At 51.3% G+C, this 17,832-nt stretch carries 13 protein-coding genes and 2 pseudogenes; 3 read left to right on the top strand and 12 right to left on the bottom strand.

Annotated elements, in window-relative coordinates:
- Positions 1-160: 160 nt before the first annotated feature.
- The 7 genes and pseudogenes from rihC to E6P06_RS27945 form a co-directional block, all read right to left on the bottom strand.
- Complete coding sequence (gene rihC, locus E6P06_RS07615) at positions 161-1,075, bottom strand: ribonucleoside hydrolase RihC (RefSeq protein ID WP_046670915.1); 915 nt, start codon at positions 1,073-1,075, stop codon at positions 161-163.
- 66 nt (positions 1,076-1,141) lie between these two features.
- A complete protein-coding gene (ispH, locus tag E6P06_RS07610) occupies positions 1,142-2,092 on the bottom strand; it encodes a 4-hydroxy-3-methylbut-2-enyl diphosphate reductase (protein WP_003018925.1) in 951 nt (316 codons plus the stop codon).
- 1 nt (position 2,093) lies between these two features.
- Entirely contained in the window at positions 2,094-2,543 is a 450-nt protein-coding gene (gene fkpB / locus E6P06_RS07605) for an FKBP-type peptidyl-prolyl cis-trans isomerase (protein WP_003018929.1), read from the bottom strand.
- 117 nt (positions 2,544-2,660) lie between these two features.
- On the bottom strand, positions 2,661-3,158 hold the full coding sequence (gene lspA / locus E6P06_RS07600; protein ID WP_003018932.1) for a signal peptidase II: 498 nt from the start codon (positions 3,156-3,158) through the stop codon (positions 2,661-2,663).
- A complete protein-coding gene (ileS, locus tag E6P06_RS07595; protein ID WP_044712974.1) occupies positions 3,158-5,974 on the bottom strand; it encodes an isoleucine--tRNA ligase in 2,817 nt (938 codons plus the stop codon). Before ileS ends, lspA begins: the two co-directional genes overlap by 1 nt.
- A gap of 37 nt (positions 5,975-6,011) precedes the next feature.
- Positions 6,012-6,950 (bottom strand): bifunctional riboflavin kinase/FAD synthetase, encoded by a 939-nt coding sequence (ribF, locus tag E6P06_RS07590; RefSeq protein ID WP_003845657.1) that lies wholly within the window; start codon positions 6,948-6,950, stop codon positions 6,012-6,014.
- Positions 6,951-6,957: 7 nt separating this feature from the next.
- A pseudogene (locus E6P06_RS27945) lies at positions 6,958-7,161 on the bottom strand (DUF2575 domain-containing protein).
- 117 nt (positions 7,162-7,278) lie between these two features.
- Here E6P06_RS27945 and rpsT point away from each other — a divergent pair.
- From rpsT to E6P06_RS07570, 3 genes and pseudogenes are all read left to right on the top strand, one after another.
- Positions 7,279-7,542, top strand: a complete 264-nt coding sequence (gene rpsT, locus E6P06_RS07580; protein WP_003018940.1) for a 30S ribosomal protein S20 — start codon at positions 7,279-7,281, stop codon at positions 7,540-7,542.
- Positions 7,543-8,005: 463 nt separating this feature from the next.
- Positions 8,006-9,379 carry an MFS transporter gene (locus E6P06_RS07575; protein WP_003837335.1) on the top strand — a complete coding sequence of 458 codons (1,374 nt, stop codon included), beginning with the start codon at positions 8,006-8,008 and terminating at the stop codon, positions 9,377-9,379.
- Positions 9,380-9,419: 40 nt separating this feature from the next.
- A pseudogene (locus E6P06_RS07570) lies at positions 9,420-11,461 on the top strand (TIM-barrel domain-containing protein).
- A gap of 49 nt (positions 11,462-11,510) precedes the next feature.
- Here the strand turns inward: E6P06_RS07570 and nhaR are convergent.
- The 5 genes from nhaR to E6P06_RS07545 form a co-directional block, all read right to left on the bottom strand.
- Positions 11,511-12,410, bottom strand: coding sequence for a transcriptional activator NhaR (gene nhaR / locus E6P06_RS07565; RefSeq protein WP_003837333.1), 900 nt, complete (start codon positions 12,408-12,410; stop codon positions 11,511-11,513).
- Between the two features lie 38 nt (positions 12,411-12,448).
- A complete protein-coding gene (gene nhaA, locus E6P06_RS07560) occupies positions 12,449-13,615 on the bottom strand; it encodes a Na+/H+ antiporter NhaA (RefSeq protein ID WP_003018952.1) in 1,167 nt (388 codons plus the stop codon).
- A 142-nt stretch (positions 13,616-13,757) separates the two neighbouring features.
- On the bottom strand, positions 13,758-15,020 hold the full coding sequence (locus tag E6P06_RS07555) for a hypothetical protein (RefSeq protein WP_003837330.1): 1,263 nt from the start codon (positions 15,018-15,020) through the stop codon (positions 13,758-13,760).
- A gap of 24 nt (positions 15,021-15,044) precedes the next feature.
- The gene (locus tag E6P06_RS07550; protein WP_032941172.1) at positions 15,045-16,235 is read right to left on the bottom strand and encodes an anaerobic sulfatase maturase; all 1,191 of its coding nucleotides are present in this window, start codon (positions 16,233-16,235) and stop codon (positions 15,045-15,047) included.
- A 102-nt stretch (positions 16,236-16,337) separates the two neighbouring features.
- Positions 16,338-17,831 (bottom strand): sulfatase, encoded by a 1,494-nt coding sequence (locus E6P06_RS07545; RefSeq protein ID WP_003837327.1) that lies wholly within the window; start codon positions 17,829-17,831, stop codon positions 16,338-16,340.
- Between the last annotated feature and the right edge of the window lies 1 nt (position 17,832).

Raw genomic sequence — 17,832 nt, 5'->3', positions numbered from 1 at the left:
TGTTAATTTTACGTAAATCGTTTTCAGATTAACCAGCGCAACGCTGCACCGCCAGCCGAAAACGTCGATAATTAGAATTTAATGATAAACAGGCAGAGATATCAGTAAAAGGCATGACGCCACGGAAAAAGCAGCGTCATAGGGTTATAAAGCGCGGAGATCAAGGGGCCAGTGTCAGCACCTCTGCCACCCACTGCTGGAAACCTTCAACGTTCAGACCCAGCGCAACCTGCGCATTTGCTGGATGCCCCAGACGTCCTTCGATATCCACCACCGTCGTACCTGAGGTATATTCGCCCTGGGTTTCAACCGCCACGAAACACGACTGCAGGGTAAACAGTTCCGGACGCACCAGCCAGGCAATGGCACACAGATCGTGCATTCGCAGCCCCGTATTCATACTGCCGCTACGGTAATGGCTAAACAGCGCGTGCAGCATTTTTCCCGTCTGGTTAAGCTGGGGGAGCGTCGCCAGATAGTCCGGGGCGAGCATGGCCTGGTTAGTAACATCCAGCCCACACATCACAATATCCAGCCCGCTCTGGAAGACTTTCGCGGCAGCCTCGGGATCGATAGCAATATTAAACTCGGCGTTGGGTGTGAAGTTCCCGCGCCCGGCAGAGCCGCCCATAATCACCAGACGGTGAATGTTGAATACGCATTCAGGATAATGGGTCAGCAGCAGCGCAATGTTGGTCAGCGGGCCAATTGCCACCAGCGTCACGGGCTGCGGGGCATGCATCAGCGCATCGCGAATCGCCTGGAAGGCGGGTTTTGCCATCGCCTGGCGGTCGTGTTCGACAAATTCATACCCTTCCATACCGGACTCGCCGTGCACGGAAGCGGCATCACGCAATGGCCGCACCAGCGGCATTGATGCTCCCTGCGCCAGTGGAACATCCGCATTCCAGAAGTGCAGCAGTTGCAACGCATTACGGGTGGTTTTTTCCACCGACACATTGCCTGCTACCGTGGTCATCAGTTGCAGATCCAGCTCAGGGGCAAACAGCGCGGCGGCAATGGCGGCAGCATCATCAATGCCGGGATCGGTATCAAGAATGATCGGTAAGCGCATGGTTTCTCCATAAAAAAATGCCAGACGTTAAGTCTGGCATCTTCTCATAATTGTAACCGGAAAGACTTACTCTACTTCACGAACATCCACACGCAGCTCTTTCGGCACTTCGAAAACGATGTTCTCTTCGCGGCCTTCCAGCGGAATAGCTTCCCCACCGCCAAGCTCCTGCAGGCGAGCAATCACGTTTTGCACCAGGATATCCGGCGCCGAGGCTCCGGCCGTCACACCTACGCACTTCGCCTCTTTCACCCACGCTTCCTGGATGTCGGTCGCATCGTCAATCAAATACGCCGCTTTCCCCATTCGCTGTGCCAGTTCAGCCAGACGGTTGGAGTTAGAGGAGTTCTTCGAGCCGACCACCAGCACAACATCAGCCTGTTCCGCCAGCGCGCGAACCGCTTCCTGACGGTTGGTGGTGGCATAACAGATATCATCTTTGCGCGGTCCGACAATTTTCGGGAAGCGTTGACGCAGAGCATCAATAACGTCAGAAGTATCGTCAACGGAGAGCGTGGTCTGCGTCATGAAGGATAATTTGCCTTCATTTTTCACATTCAGTTTCAGCACATCATCTGGTGATTCAACCAGATACATTCCGCCTTGCGGGTTGCTGTACTGGCCCATCGTGCCTTCGACTTCCGGGTGTCCGGCGTGACCAATCAGAATGGATTCTTCGCCACGACGGCTGGCGCGGGCAACTTCCATATGCACTTTCGTGACTAGCGGACAGGTTGCATCAAAAACCGTGAGGTCGCGGCCTTTGGCTTCGTTACGCACAGCCTGAGACACGCCATGAGCGGAGAAAATCAGGATCGCGCCATCCGGCACTTCGCTGATTTGCTCGATAAAAATAGCGCCGCGCTCGCGCAGGCTATCCACCACATAACGGTTATGTACCACTTCATGACGGACATAAATCGGTGCGCCGTAAATAGCCAACGCGTTTTCGACAATGCTGATAGCGCGGTCTACGCCAGCGCAAAAACCGCGCGGGTTGGCCAACAGGATCTGCATTTTACGCCTCCAGTGCCGGTTCGACTTCCAGCACTTCAATATCAAAATGAACGGTATGCCCAGCCAGCGGATGGTTGAAATCAACCGTGATCGAGTCACCGTTGATTTCACGGATCACGCCAGGCATCTCACTGCCGTCCATTGCGGTAAAGAGCATGATAGCGCCAATTTCTGGCTCGCCCGCGTCCATAAATTCCCGACGCGAGAAATACTGAATTAAGTCCGGACTTGATACGCCAAAGGCGGCATCCGGCTCCAGAGCAAAGGTGGTTTTATCGCCTTCTTTTAGCCCCAGCAGGTGTTGCTCCAGTCCTTCAGACAGAGAACCGTCGCCCAGGCGAAACAGCGCAGGCTTGCCGTTATTGCGGGTTGACTCTGCGGTGGAGCCATCGTCGAGCTTAAGGGTGAAGTGCACCAGCACCGCACTGTTACTCTGTACTGATTTAGACATGCAGGTTGCTCTTTAAAATTGCTGCCGCCTGTCTGCCCGGTGGCGCTACGCTTACCGGGCCTACAAGGATCGCAGTAAATTGTAGGCCGGATTAGCATAGCGCCATCCGGCATTTTTTTATGCGGCTTTTTTCTCTTTCGACGGCAGGAAGCCTTCGAGAACAATCAATGCCGCCCCGATACAGATAGCTGTATCGGCCAGATTGAAGGTCGCGAAATGCCAGTCGCCGACGTAAAAGTCAATCATATCAACCACGAAGCCGTGCCACAGGCGGTCAAACAAGTTGCCCAGCGCACCGCCAATGATTAACGCATACGCGATGTTGTTCAGCTTCTGCGTCGCCTTCGAGCGATACATCATCACCATCAGGATGACGCAAATACCGATAGCGATACCGGCAAAGAACCAACGTTGCCAGCCACCGCTGTCAGCTAAGAAGCTAAACGCCGCACCATAGTTACGCGCGTAGTGCAGATTAAGCGACGGAAACAGCGACACCGTATCCCCCAGAGCAAAGTTCTGGAGGATCAGGTACTTGCTGCCTAAATCGATAATCAGCACGACTACCACCAGCCACAGCCAGCGTAGTCCTGTTGAACAAAGAGGCTTACTCATCAGGCAAACTTACGTTGTTCGCCATCACCGGCGATGTTGCTGACACAGCGTCCGCAGATATCTGCATGTTCCGCCACCTGACCGACGTCGGTAGTGTAATGCCAGCAGCGCGGGCATTTCTCACCTTCGGCTTTGCTCAGTACGATTTTCAGACCTTTGAGCAGTTCGCTCTGCTGAGCATCAGCAGGAGCAGCCGCATAATCCGCAACCGTCGCACCAGAGGTCAGCAGTACAAAACGCAACTCTTCACCGAGCGCGGTCAGTTTCGCCGCCAGCTCAGGTTCAGCGTACAGGGTCACTGCTGCTTCCAGAGAACCGCCGACTTTCTTATCCGCACGCGCCTGCTCGATAACCTTGTTCACTTCGCCGCGCACTTTCAGCAGCTCGTCCCAGTAGGCATCGTTCATCGCTTCGGTTTCGCCTAAGCCAAACAGACCTTCGTACCATTCACCGGTAAAGACGTACTTCTCACGATCGCCCGGCAGGTAGCCCCAGATTTCATCGGCGGTGAAGGACATGATCGGCGCCATCCAACGAACCAGCGCTTCTGCAATATGGAACAGCGCAGTCTGGCAGCTACGACGCGCCACGCTGTCCGCTTTCGCGGTGTACTGACGGTCTTTGATGATATCGAGGTAGAACGAACCCATTTCTACGGAGCAGAAGCGCATCAGGCGCTGTACCACTTCGTGGAAGTCATAGGCTTCATAGGCTTTCAGGATTTCGTCCTGCGCCGCTTGCGCACAACCTACCGCCCAACGATCCAGCACCACCATCTCTTCCGGTTTCACCATGTCTTTAACCGGATCGAACCCGTTCAGGTTCGCCAGCAGGAAGCGCGCGGTGTTACGGATACGACGATAGCTGTCGGCAGCACGTTTCAGGATTTCGTCAGAAACGGCCATTTCGCCAGTATAGTCGGTAGAAGCAACCCACAGACGCAGAATATCCGCGCCCAGTTTGTTCATCACGTCCTGCGGAGAAACGGTGTTACCGATAGATTTGGACATCTTACGGCCCTGACCATCAACGGTGAAACCGTGGGTCAGTACCTGGCGATAAGGTGCTTTGCCTTTCATGGCGGTGGAGATCATCAAGGAAGACATGAACCAGCCACGGTGCTGGTCAGAACCTTCCAGATACATATCTGCCGCATGGCCCGCAAACTCAGGACGCACATCCACGACGGATGAGTGGGTTGAACCGGAGTCGAACCACACGTCCAGCGTATCCGGGACTTTGACATACTGGTCAGCTTCGTCGCCGAGGATATCTTTCGGATCGAGATCCCACCACGCCTGGATGCCGTCAACTTCAACGCGTTTAGCCACTTCTTCCATCAGTTCGATAGCGCGCGGATGCAGCTCTTCGGTGTCTTTGTGAACAAACAGAGACATCGGCACACCCCACGTACGCTGACGGGAGATACACCAGTCAGGACGGTTGGCAACCATCGATTCAATACGCGCCTGGCCCCAGTCCGGGATCCACTGTACGCCTTTGATCTCTTTCAGCGACTGCGCGCGCAGGCCTTTCTGATCCATGCTGACGAACCACTGCGGGGTCGCACGGAAGATGATCGGTGACTTGTGACGCCAGCAGCATGGGTAGCTGTGCTGCATCTTCTCAACGTGCAGCAGCGCGCCTTTTTCGCTCAGCAGAGCGACAACAATATCGTTGGCTTTAAAAACGTTCACACCGTCCAGGGTCGGGTAGGTTCCCGCCAGGTAAGCGCCATCCGGACCCACCGGATTCGCCACTTCCAGACCGTATTTTTGACCGATGACATAGTCGTCCGGGCCGTGGCCAGGCGCGGTATGTACCGCGCCGGTACCCGCATCCAGCGTAACGTGATCGCCAAGGATCGCCGGCACGTCAAAACCCATAAACGGGTGGGTAAAGCGCAGCAGTTCCAGCTCAGCGCCTTTCACGGTGCCGAGAATGGTGTATTCAGCCGCGCCAATACGCTGCATGACGCTTTCAACCAGATCTTTCGCCAGAATCACAGCCTGGCCGTCAATCTGCACCAGCGCATAGTCAAAATCAGGTGCCAGAGAGATTGCGCGGTTCGCCGGTAACGTCCACGGGGTAGTGGTCCAGATAACCAGAGAGATCGGGCCGTTGACGTCAGAAACGCCAAACTTCGCTTTCACCGCATCCTGATCGGCAGCGTGGAACGCCACGTCGATGGACGGGGAGGTTTTGTCATAATACTCAACTTCCGCTTCCGCCAGCGCGGAACGGCAGTCAACGCACCAGTGCACCGGCTTCGCACCTTTGTGCAGGTGACCGTTGCCGATGATTTTACCCAGCGCACGAATGATGTTGGCTTCAGTTTTGAAGTCCATTGTCAGGTACGGATGCGACCAGTCGCCCAGTACGCCAAGACGGATAAAGTCTTTACGCTGACCATCAACCTGGGTCGCTGCGTATTCACGGCACTTGGCGCGGAACTCAGCAGCGGTGAACTTCTCGCCCGGCTTGCCATATTCCTGCTCTACTTTCAGCTCGATCGGCAGACCGTGGCAGTCCCAGCCCGGAACGTACGGCGAGTCATAGCCCGTGAGTCCTTTGGACTTCACGATAATGTCTTTCAGAATCTTGTTAACCGAGTGACCAATATGAATGCTGCCATTCGCATAAGGAGGGCCATCATGCAGAATGAAGGTTTTTTTGCCTTTTTTGGCCGCACGAATGATGCCGTACAGGTCATCATCAGTCCAACGCGCCAGCATTCCCGGTTCGCGCTTGGCGAGATCGCCGCGCATCGGGAACCCTGTTTCCGGCAAATTCAGGGTTGATTTATAGTCACTCATCAGATTCTCGGTTCCGTATTTAAAACTCGTATAGGCATTAAGCCGGTTTTGTTAGCCCAAAAAATTCACGGGCAGTCAACTCATCACGCGCAATCTGCGCTTTTAGTTCATCCAGCGAGGCAAATCGCTGTTCGCTGCGTATTTTTTTACGCAGTACTACATCTATATGGCGACCATACAGGTCCATTACAACGTCCAATAGATGCACTTCCAACTGCTGGCGTACGCCTGCTACCGTCGGGCGGGTGCCGATGTTGGCGACGCCGGGCAACGGTTTGTCACCCAGTCCCATCACTTCAACCGCATAAACACCTTTCACCGGAGAAACCTGACGACGAAGCGGTAAGTTTGCCGTCGGAAAACCGATGGTACGCCCTAACTCATCACCGTGAACGACGCGTCCTGAGATAGTAAAAGGATGCCCAAGCAGGCTTTCGGCCTGTTGCAGGTTATCTTCGGCCAGCGCCTGACGTACTGCGGTGCTGCTGATACGCACACCGCCTTCACAGAAGGTTTGGGTGCTGGTGATATCAAAACCATACTCAGCGCCCGCTTCCTGTAATAACAAGAAATCGCCCGCACGGCTAGCGCCAAAGCGGAAATCATCGCCAACGGCAAGAAATTGTACACCAAGGCGCTTCACCAGAAGGTCGCTGATGAAGGTCTGCGCCGTCAATGCGGCGAAACGCCTGTCAAAACGCACACACAGCACGTAGTCCACACCGCATTCGGCCAGATAACGCAGTTTTTCCCGCAGACGGGTAAGGCGCGCAGGTGACTTGTCCGTCGCAAACAGTTCCAGCGGCTGTGGCTCGAAAATCATTACCACCACCGGTAAATTGCGTTTGCGCCCTTCTTCCCGTAAGCCTTGCAGCAACGCACGGTGGCCACGGTGCACACCGTCGAAATTACCAATAGTCAGCACACACCCATGCGGGGCCTGGCTGAGATTATGTATGCCTCGTATCAGCTTCATGTCTGGCTCAAAACAGTGAAAATCGTGAAAGTATACCCTGTACCGCGGTCAAGGTTAACCGGCGATTGTTTCTACGAAACAGAAAGAGGATGGTTTTCATTGTTATGAAACAAATTGACGCCCTTCACGGGCACACCAATGCAATTTTTCTCGTCGAAAAGCTGTATTCACGCCACGCAAGCTGGTAGAATCCTGCGCCATCACTACGCAACGAGTGCTGGAATTTAAACGGCGCTTATTTGCACAAATCCATTGACAAAAGAAGGCTAAAAGGGCATATTCCTCGGCCTTTGAATTGTCCATATAGAACACATTTGGGAGTTGGACCTTGGCTAATATCAAATCAGCTAAGAAGCGCGCCGTTCAGTCTGAAAAGGCCCGCAAGCACAACGCTAGCCGTCGCTCTATGATGCGTACTTTCATCAAGAAAGTATACGCAGCTATCGAAGCTGGCGACAAAGCTACTGCACTGAAAGCATTTAACGAAATGCAACCAATCGTGGACCGTCAGGCTGCTAAAGGTCTGATCCACAAAAACAAAGCTGCACGTCATAAAGCAAACCTGACTGCACAGATCAACAAACTGGCTTAATCGCCTGCTTGTCGACGCTTTGTGAAAAAACCCGCGCAAGCGGGTTTTTTTATGCCTGCTATCTGGCGTTTTTCTCTTCAGCCACTGATGTTGTTCTCGCTCGCCCACACTCTTCCTGACCAGCCTGTTTTTTCAGCTATCCCTCCTTTAGTTAGTCGCGTCGCGTAATACTTGAAAGTTATTTTCTTTCACTGTTTTCCTTTTTTTATTTCATTATTAAAAAAACTGTGACCACCTTAGCAAATAGAAACATCTCTCATTCAAAAACGAATAAACGCAATCCTGATGTAAGATTTGATAATTGATTGCTGCGGTAGGGTCAACTACTTTCCATGTACACCTTACTCACTCATTTTAATCTGAGGTTAAATTCAGTAACGACATAAAAAATAATATTTAAAACTTGCTTGGAAAGTAAAAGTTGTTTTTCTGGGCGTATCGCACCAATATCGGAGTTATTATTATGAGTTCTGTTATTGAGGATACCCAGTCTTGCGGGTCAGCATCATTATCTTTACTACAGCGTATTAGCTACGGCTCTTTGGATGTGGCAGGTAATCTACTGTACTGTTTCGGCTCAACCTACATCTTATATTTCTACACTGACGTTGCGGGTATTAGTCTCGCCGTAGCAGGTGTCATCCTGCTGTTGGCGCGTATCGTAGATGGTATAGATGCCCCAATCTGGGGGATCATTATCGATAAAACACGTTCACGTTACGGTAAATGTCGTCCCTGGTTCTTATGGCTGCCGCTGCCTTTTGGTGTATTCAGCGCGCTGTCATTTTGGTCTCCAGATATCAGCATGACAGGAAAAGCCATATATGCAGCAATATCCTACATGATTGCCAGCATTTTATTTACCGGACTCAATACACCGCTCAGCGCAATATTACCTCTAATGACTCTGTCCCCTAAGGAACGGCTGGTATTAAATTCCTGGAGAATGACCGGGGGACAAATTGGGGTTTTATTAATGAATGCCACAGCATTACCCCTGGTTGCATTTTTAGGTAACGGAAATGATCATGCCGGATTTATTTACACGGCGATTCTGTTTGCTGCGATATCCTGTTCGCTAACGCTTTTCGCCTTTAAAAATATCCGCGAAATGGATGCGGATAAAATACAGCAAGAACCCAAACTGCCGATGAAAAAAAGTTTCACGGCAATGAAAGGTAACTGGCCATGGATCCTGATGGTGCTGGCCAATCTGATCTTCTGGATTGCCCTGCAACAGCGGTCCACAACCATTGTTTATTATCTGACCTACAACCTCGATCGCAAAGACCTGGTTCCGCTGATTAACAGTCTGGCGACGATTCAGATCCTGTTCATCATCGCCATCCCTTTCTTTAGCAAATTCCTGGCTAAAACCTGGATATGGGTAGGAGGCTTGCTGGTCGCCACGTTCGGCGGCGTCTTGATGTGGCTGGCGGCGGACAACATACCTTTCCTCATCGCGGCCTGGGTGCTCGGCAATATCGGTAGCGGAATCGCCTGCTCAATGCCGTTTGCCATGTTGGGCTTTGCCGTCGACTTCGGTGCCTGGAAAACGGGCATCAAGGCCACGGGCATTCTTATCGCCTTCGGCAGTACTTTCTGCATCAAGATGGGCAGTGGTCTGGGTACCGCTTTCGCCGCCTGGATCATGAACAGTTTTGGCTATGTCCCGAACCATGCCCAAAGCGCTGCGGGCCTGGAAGGCATTACCTGGGCCTTTATCTGGGCGCCCGCCCTACTCTTCGCACTCGCGGCGATCCCGCTACTTTTCTTCCGTAAGTACGAAGCAATGGAAGAGACGATTCGCCACGATCTGGAAACCATCACCCAATAACTTTCTTAATCTTTACCCTCAAAATATGGGAGGCACCACCATGCCATTTGTGCAACATGACCCGCGTCGTCTGGTCTGGCAGCAAAACGATCGCTATTTGTGGATTGAACCCTGGGGCGAGAACAGCCTGCGCGTACGCAGTGGTCGTCATCTGCCGGTAATGAGAAATGAAGACTGGGCATTGACTGAGCCAGTCGCAGAAAGCCACTGCCACATCGATTATGAACACCACCAGGCGACACTGACCAACGGCAAAATTATCGCTATCGTCAATCAAAAAGGACAAGTTACCTTTTACCGTCATCCACACAAACCCCTGTTGCAGGAGTTCTGGCGCCTGCGGGGCGAAATTGGCGAGGATGAATCTTCTCACGGCCAGTACGTCAGCGCACTCAACCTTGAGGGACGCGAATTCCGCCCTATTCAGGGTGGGAAATATTCACTTAAAGCCCGCTTCGAAGCCACCGAAGGGGAAAAAATTTACGGGATGGGCCAATATCAGCAGGCCAATCTGGATCTCAAAGGATGCGTGCTCGAACTGGCCCAGCGCAACTCTCAGGCCTCGGTGCCCTTTATGCTCTCAAGCCTGGGCTACGGATTTTTGTGGAACAATCCGGCGGTCGGCCGCGTGACATTCGCCCCACAACGTGACCGAGTGGGAAGCTCAAATCAGCGAGCAGTTGGACTACTGGATCACCGCTGGCGATACCCCCGGCAGAAATTAGCCGGGCGTATGCGCTCGCCACGGGCACGCCGCCAATGATGCCGGATTACGCCATGGGCTTCTGGCAGTGCAAGTTACGTTATCGCACTCAGGAGGAGTTGCTCGCCGTCGCCCGCGAGTACAAACGGCGCAATCTCCCCATCTCGGTAATCGTGATCGATTTCTTCCACTGGCCAAATCAGGGGGACTGGATGTTCGACTCGCGGGACTGGCCCGATCCCGATGCCATGATCGCCGAGCTAAAATCGCTGGGTATTGAGCTAATGGTCTCCGTCTGGCCAACCGTGGATAGCCGAACCGAGAGTTATCGGGAGATGCGCGAAAACGGCTGGCTGGTGCAAACAGAGCGCGGATTGCCGATTAATATGGATTTCCTCGGCAATACCACTTTCTTTGATGCCACCCATCCCGACGCTCGCGACTACGTCTGGGGTAAAGCAAAACGCAACTATTACGATAAAGGCGTGAAGCTCTTCTGGCTTGACGAAGCCGAGCCGGAGTTCAGCGTTTACGACTACGATAATTATCGCTACCACGCCGGACCGGTGCTGGAAGTGGGCAATATCTACCCGCGAATGTACGCCAAAACCTTTTTTGACGGCATGAAAGCCGATGGCGAAGACCAGGTTATCAACCTGCTACGCTGCGCCTGGGCCGGAAGTCAGAAATACGGCGCGCTGGTCTGGTCAGGTGATATCCACTCATCGTTTCGTTCTCTGCGCAATCAGTTTGCCGCCGGGATGAACATGGGTATTGCAGGTATCCCGTGGTGGACAACAGATATTGGCGGCTTTCATGGCGGCAATATTCACGACCCACACTTTCATGAGTTGCTGATTCGCTGGTTCCAGTGGGGCGTGTTTAGCCCAGTGATGCGCCTGCACGGCAACCGCGATCCGCAGATTTTACCAGAACATCCTTACCGTGATGGTATTGCCCAGTGTCCGACCGGTGCGGCAAACGAAGTGTGGAGCTATGGTGAAGAGGTGTGCGAAGTGTTGACCGGCTGTCTGACATTGCGAGAAAAGTTAAGGCCGTACATCAAAGCGGTGATGGCGGAAACACACGAACGCAATGCCCCGGTTATGCGCACCCTGTTTTTTGAATTCCCAGAACAGACAAGGAGTTGGGAGATTACCGACCAGTACTGTTTTGGCCCCGACCTGCTGGTTGCGCCCGTCATGCTTGAAGGCATGCGCGAGCGTGACGTTTGGCTACCGGAAGGTGAAACATGGACGGATCTTGCAACCGGCGAGAGCTATCAGGGAGGACAAACGCTGCGCTATGACGCTCCCCTGAACAGAATTCCGGTATTTATCCGCGAAGGTGGGCAGTATCGTAATATGTTGAAACTGTAGTCACAGTCCGGCTGCGGTTAGTACACCGCAGCCGGCAACATGAAGGCGTTTAGACTTGTGGCGACTTGAACAATGCTGAGTAGTCCGTATTGCAAATACGCTGCACCGCCGGATGCTGGATCATCCTTTCAGCAAATATGGCGTGATACTCCTCCATCACATTCTCTACGCGTCCAATTTCTACAATAGAATCATCGGCATAGAAATTGTGTGAATACAGCGTAGGCGCAACAAAAATGGCATTATGCGTTGCGCCAAACGCTTTCATCAGCGCAGCGTCATCAAACTCGCCGAGGATTTCGACATTCAATCCTTGTGAGTTGATCCAATTCAGCAGCTTACGACCGAGCATTGAACGACGACCAGGGATCAGCAATCGGCGCTCTTCCAGACAGGCCGGAAACGGTTTCTCAGGCAGCGGCTTGGTACACCAAAAACTCACGCTGCATTCGCCTATCCGCACCGAGAACAGCCCTTCCTGCTGTGTAGAATCGATCGGACAATCGGAGATAATCATATCCAGCTTATGCTGGCTGAGTTGATCCAACAGCATCTCGTGTGTTGACTCAAAACAACGCAGATGGATTTGTTCATCTTCAACCACAGCGGCATCCAGCACGCTACTGACCAGCTGCTTCGATAGCGCATCCGCCACGCCGACATCAAACAGTAAATTAGACTCTTTGCGGTAGTTCACGATATCCAGCATTTCCTGGCTTAAGGTGAACATCTTATCCGCATAACGAAAAACCAATTCGCCTAACTCACTAGGCTCCAGTCCACGCCCCTTGCGCTTGAACAGCTTTCCCTGCAAGCGTTCCTCAAGCGCTTTAATCTGTCCGGTAATGGTTTGCGGCGTCAGATAAAGCGCTTCTGCAGCGCCAACCACCGAACCTTCTTTATAGACATGCCAAAAGTAGTACAGGTGGTTGTAGTTTATATGAGACATACTCACTCCCTGAAAATTGTCACAAAAGGGTTATCCCGTCAGGCTGACGCGTTCAACCGGGTGCGTAACCAGCAGTAACCTATTACCGCCGACAGCAAGGAACCGATCAGGATCCCCAGTTTCGCCCAGTTAATCAGCTCAGGATCGACGTTCCCAAACGCCAGGCTGGCGATGAAAATTGACATCGTAAAGCCAATGCCGCACAGAATGCCGACTGCCATAATTTGCTGGAAGTTCGTTCCCTCCGGCAATTGCGCCACCTTAAGGCGTAACGCCAGCCAGCAAAACAGGCTGATACCCAGCGGTTTGCCGATCAACAGGCCGGCAATGATCCCCAGCGGTAACACCGAGGTCAGTCCATCAATAGTAACGCCCTGCAGTGAAACGCCCGCGTTGGCGAAGGCAAACAGTGGCAGGATCAGGTATGCCACCCATGGATGCAGAACATGCTCCAGTCGCTTCGCCGGTGAACGCCCGTGTTTTTCCTTTAACGGAATGAAGAAACCGACGATCACGCCAGCCAGCGTCGCATGCACGCCGGACTTCAGTACCGCAGTCCATAGCACCACGCCCACCAGAATATAAATCCCGGTACGTCTCACACCACACAGATTCAAGGCCGCCAGAACGAGGATCGCACACGCGGCAACGCCCAGCGACAGCAGCGAGAGATCGCTGGTGTAGAACAGTGCGATGATTACGATAGCGCCGAGGTCATCAATAATCGCCAGCGCCATCAGGAATATTTTCAACGCCAGCGGAACGCGGCTGCCCAACAACGCCAGCACACCTAACGCAAAAGCGATGTCCGTTGCCGCCGGGATCGCCCACCCTTCACGGGTGATGGGATCGGCATAGTTGAATGCCAGGTACAGCAGCGCCGGGACAATCATGCCCCCGATAGCGGCAATGATCGGAAACGCTGCCTGACGCAGGCTGGCCAGCGAGCCTTGCATCAACTCACGCTTCACCTCCAGACCAATCAACAGGAAGAACACCGCCATCAACGCGTCGTTGATCCACAGCAGCATATTTTTGTTGATCTCAAGCGCGCCAACCCGCAGTTGAACGGGCGTTTCCAAAAAGGCGTGGTACCATCCACTGGTTACCCCGATGTTTGCCATCAGCATAGCGACCACGGCAGCGATGATCAGAATGATGCCCCCCGAGGCGTCACTACTAAAAAAACGATGCAGATGTTTCACTTTTATTCTCTCTATTGGGTGAATACTTCGTAAATACTATCTTACACCCTCAAAAAGCTCGTTAAAATTAGATTATTTGTGATTGATAGATCGGTTTTTACGAAGAATGAATCCAGGTGGGAACGGCTGAAAATCAGTACTCTTAGTAGTCATGTCGTTCGATGTGACGGGCATTGAATGCATAGCGGAGATAATCCAGCGTTGAGACGACATTACCGGGTGACATATGGTTAATTTGTGTCAGAAACGGATGATTATTGATGTACGTAATAAATTCCGTTGCTCCGGCAAGCGTAGCATGACGCAGCATGCCTGTTTTTTTATTACTCGTTAGGTTACATGCCGCTATCGCATAATCTTGGGTAGAATAGGTACGCCAGACATTATTACGAATCCCCCCACTTTGAAACATGCGGTACGGAATATCACTTTGCGCAGGCCTGTCCCCTCTTTCCTTCACAAACGAGATATGGCAGCGCCCTTGCTGAACGTGCTGTAAATTAGCCATCATACAACCACCTAATATGAAGCACTCATGGTCAATGTAATGCTGAACATTGAGGGAGCGTTCATCAGTAAGTGTTTTGACTAACTCAAAATGCCGATAAGCCGGCAGGACAGGTTTTACCAGCATTCCGGAATCGTTTCTGTATAGCGTTGCAGGACCATAATCCACATCAAACAAGGTATTTCGTCGCATTGTCATCAGTTCCTTGCGCTGGACAAGATGCGCTAACGTTCCGGGGGGTAAACGTTCTTCATAGTAGGAAGCATACTGGTACTCACCCTCAACAGGCTGGGTTGAATAATTAGTCGAAACGGCAATAACCCGACCGCTATTCTCCTCAACGGTAACCAGAACATACAGACTGTTGTCACTACCGTTAAATCTAATCCGAAAAGCACGCGTACTCATCACCAGGTCGAATTTCGGAATAACAAACTCACGTTCAGCCTGATTTGCCTTACGGGATAATTTTAGTAGAACGCGGTTCAGGCCAGTGCTGTCGACAGACAGCGCCGTACGAATATCAACAAGTGAAGCACCCTCCAGGATAAGCCGGGCAAGATCTTCCAGACGAGGATCGTCTTTATGTCTGACAGGAGAAATAAACGTTTTATGACATTGCAGGCAATAAACTCGCGGTTCCCCCTGAGCGGAAAAACCATACTTTTTTAATGAGGAACTGCCGCATGTTGGGCAAACCTTAACCAACCCCTTCCATGACTGGTTTACCGACTGACGAAAAAGGTTAAGAGAGCGCTCAGAAATGATAGGGAAAAAAAAGCCACATTCCCGGCACAGGATATTTTTCCCCTGTGCCAAATAATCAGGGCTATTAAAGACTCCGAGGTTTTTACAATCGGGTGTTTTACACACATCTACATTGATTTGAGAAAACATATTCACTCCCTGCGAATATTGCTATCACACAAATATTGATTTTATCTCTGCGGGTGAAAATCCATTTTCATAGAGCGTTTTCATCGCATTCATCGTTGGGCTGGTATGGGCAAAAAAAGCCTGGTAACCCGCGCACAGGTAGTTTTGATTCGAAGAACCAGAAACCGAAGGTAAAAAACGATGCTTAGGGCAACCACCATAACAGGCAAACTGCCACTGACAGGCATGACATTCCCGTGCCATTGTTCGGCGCTTATCGTCGCCAAACTGTCGATTCTGTTGGCTGTTGTTCATTGCGCGCAACGTCATATCCTGGATATTTCCCAGTTTGTACTGTGGGTAAACAAAATGATCGCAATTATAGACATCACCATTCATTTCCAGCGCAAACGCACTACCGCAGGTTGGCGCAAATACACATACCTGTGGCGGTAATCCACACCAGGCCACTAAAGTTTGCTCGAAAATCTGTACACCTACATCGCCAATGTCGTTACGGATCCAGACATCAAAGATTGCATTAAGAAAATGGCCAAATTCGATGGGATCAACAGACCAGGACATCATTACAGTTTGTTTATCAACAGGATGTGCCAATCCTGCGTCACCACCTCTCTCAACCAGCGGAATAAACTGCATATAGCGGCTGCCAATGCTTTTAAGATATTCATAGACCTGCAGCGGATAACGCATATTTGTACGGTTAACGACCGTCAGCGTATTAAACTCGACACCGTGACGTACCAGACATTTAATGGCTTGCTCAACCTTTTCGTGTGTCGGCTTTCCTGAACGCGTAACGCGCCATTCATCATGCAAAGCTGCATCACCGTCAATAGAAATCCCAACCAGGACGTTATGCTGCTTAAAAAACATCGCCCATTCGTTATCAATCAAAATACCGTTGGTCTGGAAAGTATTGATTATTGTCTTTTCACCCGCGTATATCTGCTGAAGTTCGACCGCCCGTCGAAAAAATGGCAGCCCCATCAACGTTGGCTCCCCTCCTTGCCAGGCAAAAATCACCTCATCCACATCCTGCGCGGCGATATGCTGTTTGATAAACAATTCAAGCGTATCTTCAGACATCCTGTAATTGGCTTTTCTCTGGGGATAGAGCTTCTCTTTCTCCAGGTAAAAACAGTATTTACAATCCAGATTGCATACCGAACCCGTCGGTTTAATCATGACCTGGCAACTTTTCCTGCTCATCATCATTCAAGCCTATAAATAAAAGAACCTGGCTCAGAGCTAAAACGCTGAGCCAGGCGGGCAGAGCCCTAAGTGGCATACATGGTATTTCTTATAATTATTCGATTAGCCCCAGGTGACCGGCGTAGGCTTATCACCGCGTGCTTTCATTAACGAGTCGTTATCAATATCCTGTTTATATTTCAGGAATTTACCGTAGAGTTGTTTCTCAATATCAGGCTGTTTGCCGATCTGGTTCAGTGTCTCGAAACGATCTTTTTTCAGGTTATAGAGGTACTTGGGTTTATTCTCACGATCGATGATCATTTTCCAGTCGCCATCACGAATAGCCCATTCATCAGTAGGGTCATCCTGGAATGGCATATCGATACCGAAAATCAGCGGTTTTTCACGTTTTAAGGTTTTCTGTTCCAGCAATGGAATCAAAGACTGCCCATCATAGGTGCGATCGGTAGGGAGCTTGAAGTTCATCATGTTTGCCAGCGTCGGCAACCAGTCGAGGCCATAGACAGGCGTATCTGTCACCATTCCCTGCGGAATATGCTTACCATATTTGATAATTGCCGGAACGCGGATCCCGCCCTCCCACAGATTATCTTTACGACCGCGAAGACCATCCGTTTCACCCGCCAGGTTTAACTCATACACTTTACGCGCTTCACGAGTGACAGGTCCGTTATCACTAGTAAAGATAACAATGGTGTTATCTTCTTCACCCATTGCCTTTATCTTATCCATTACTTTACCAACCTGAGCATCCATATAACTGACGTTGGCGTAATACTCACCTGTGCCACGCCAAGGTTTATCAGCCCAATCACCGTAGAACAGATCCGGATGCTGTTTCTGGTAGGCACTCATATATTGCGAATACATATCGAGGTACTTTTTCGGTGAGGCCAGCGGGCTATGGACCTCGGTAAATGCAACGTATAAGAAGAACGGTTTATCGTCTTTCTTGTTATCCAGCCAGTTAACGACTTCTGAACTAACCAGTTCACCGCTAAATGTTTCTGCTCTGCCAATCGGTTTGCCATTACGCGCGAATCCGGTCGGATGCACGGTGCCATAGCGTGGGCGCTCTTTCGCGTTATCTAAAGTGGAATCGGTCACAAACCCGGCTGTATTCACCAGGCCATAGTCAAACCCCATATCCTTAGCTTGCGGTTGGTCTGTTCGATCACCGCCGGCATTGAGGTGTAATTTACCCATCATCGCCGTGTCGTAGCCTTGCGCTTTCAGCAGATTAGCAATCGTCAGCTCATTACGGCCCAATGCCACATCTTTCCCTTCCGGGATCCAGGAACGGATCCCCGTGCGGAACGGCATACGTCCAGTCAATAACCCAGCACGAGAAGGGGAGCAAAGCGGAGCTGGCGCATAGTAATCCGTAAATCTCACACCATCCTGAGCCAATTTATCGATATTCGGTGTTTTAACGATTTGATGACCATAAACCGCCAGATCGCCATAACCCAAATCATCCGCAAGAATGATGACTAAATTAGGGCGTTTATCCGCAGCAGCCTGCGCGGTTTGTAATGTGCTCCCGGCGCACAGTGCCAGCCCAATCATGCTGGCAATGACTGTTCTTTTCATT

The organism is Citrobacter sp. CF971 (assembly GCF_006385635.1).
In the GTDB taxonomy this organism is placed as follows: domain Bacteria; phylum Pseudomonadota; class Gammaproteobacteria; order Enterobacterales; family Enterobacteriaceae; genus Citrobacter; species Citrobacter freundii.
This window is presented reverse-complemented; position numbering and strand designations above follow the sequence as displayed.

Coding starts and splice junctions, on each gene's coding strand:
- rihC (WP_046670915.1), bottom strand. CDS start 1,075: ATGCGCTTACCGATCATTCTTGATACCGATCCCGGCATTGATGATGCT.
- ispH (WP_003018925.1), bottom strand. CDS start 2,092: ATGCAGATCCTGTTGGCCAACCCGCGCGGTTTTTGCGCTGGCGTAGAC.
- fkpB (WP_003018929.1), bottom strand. CDS start 2,543: ATGTCTAAATCAGTACAGAGTAACAGTGCGGTGCTGGTGCACTTCACC.
- lspA (WP_003018932.1), bottom strand. CDS start 3,158: ATGAGTAAGCCTCTTTGTTCAACAGGACTACGCTGGCTGTGGCTGGTG.
- ileS (WP_044712974.1), bottom strand. CDS start 5,974: ATGAGTGACTATAAATCAACCCTGAATTTGCCGGAAACAGGGTTCCCG.
- ribF (WP_003845657.1), bottom strand. CDS start 6,950: ATGAAGCTGATACGAGGCATACATAATCTCAGCCAGGCCCCGCATGGG.
- E6P06_RS07575 (WP_003837335.1), top strand. CDS start 8,006: ATGAGTTCTGTTATTGAGGATACCCAGTCTTGCGGGTCAGCATCATTA.
- nhaR (WP_003837333.1), bottom strand. CDS start 12,410: ATGTCTCATATAAACTACAACCACCTGTACTACTTTTGGCATGTCTAT.
- E6P06_RS07555 (WP_003837330.1), bottom strand. CDS start 15,020: ATGTTTTCTCAAATCAATGTAGATGTGTGTAAAACACCCGATTGTAAA.
- E6P06_RS07550 (WP_032941172.1), bottom strand. CDS start 16,235: ATGATGAGCAGGAAAAGTTGCCAGGTCATGATTAAACCGACGGGTTCG.
- E6P06_RS07545 (WP_003837327.1), bottom strand. CDS start 17,831: ATGAAAAGAACAGTCATTGCCAGCATGATTGGGCTGGCACTGTGCGCC.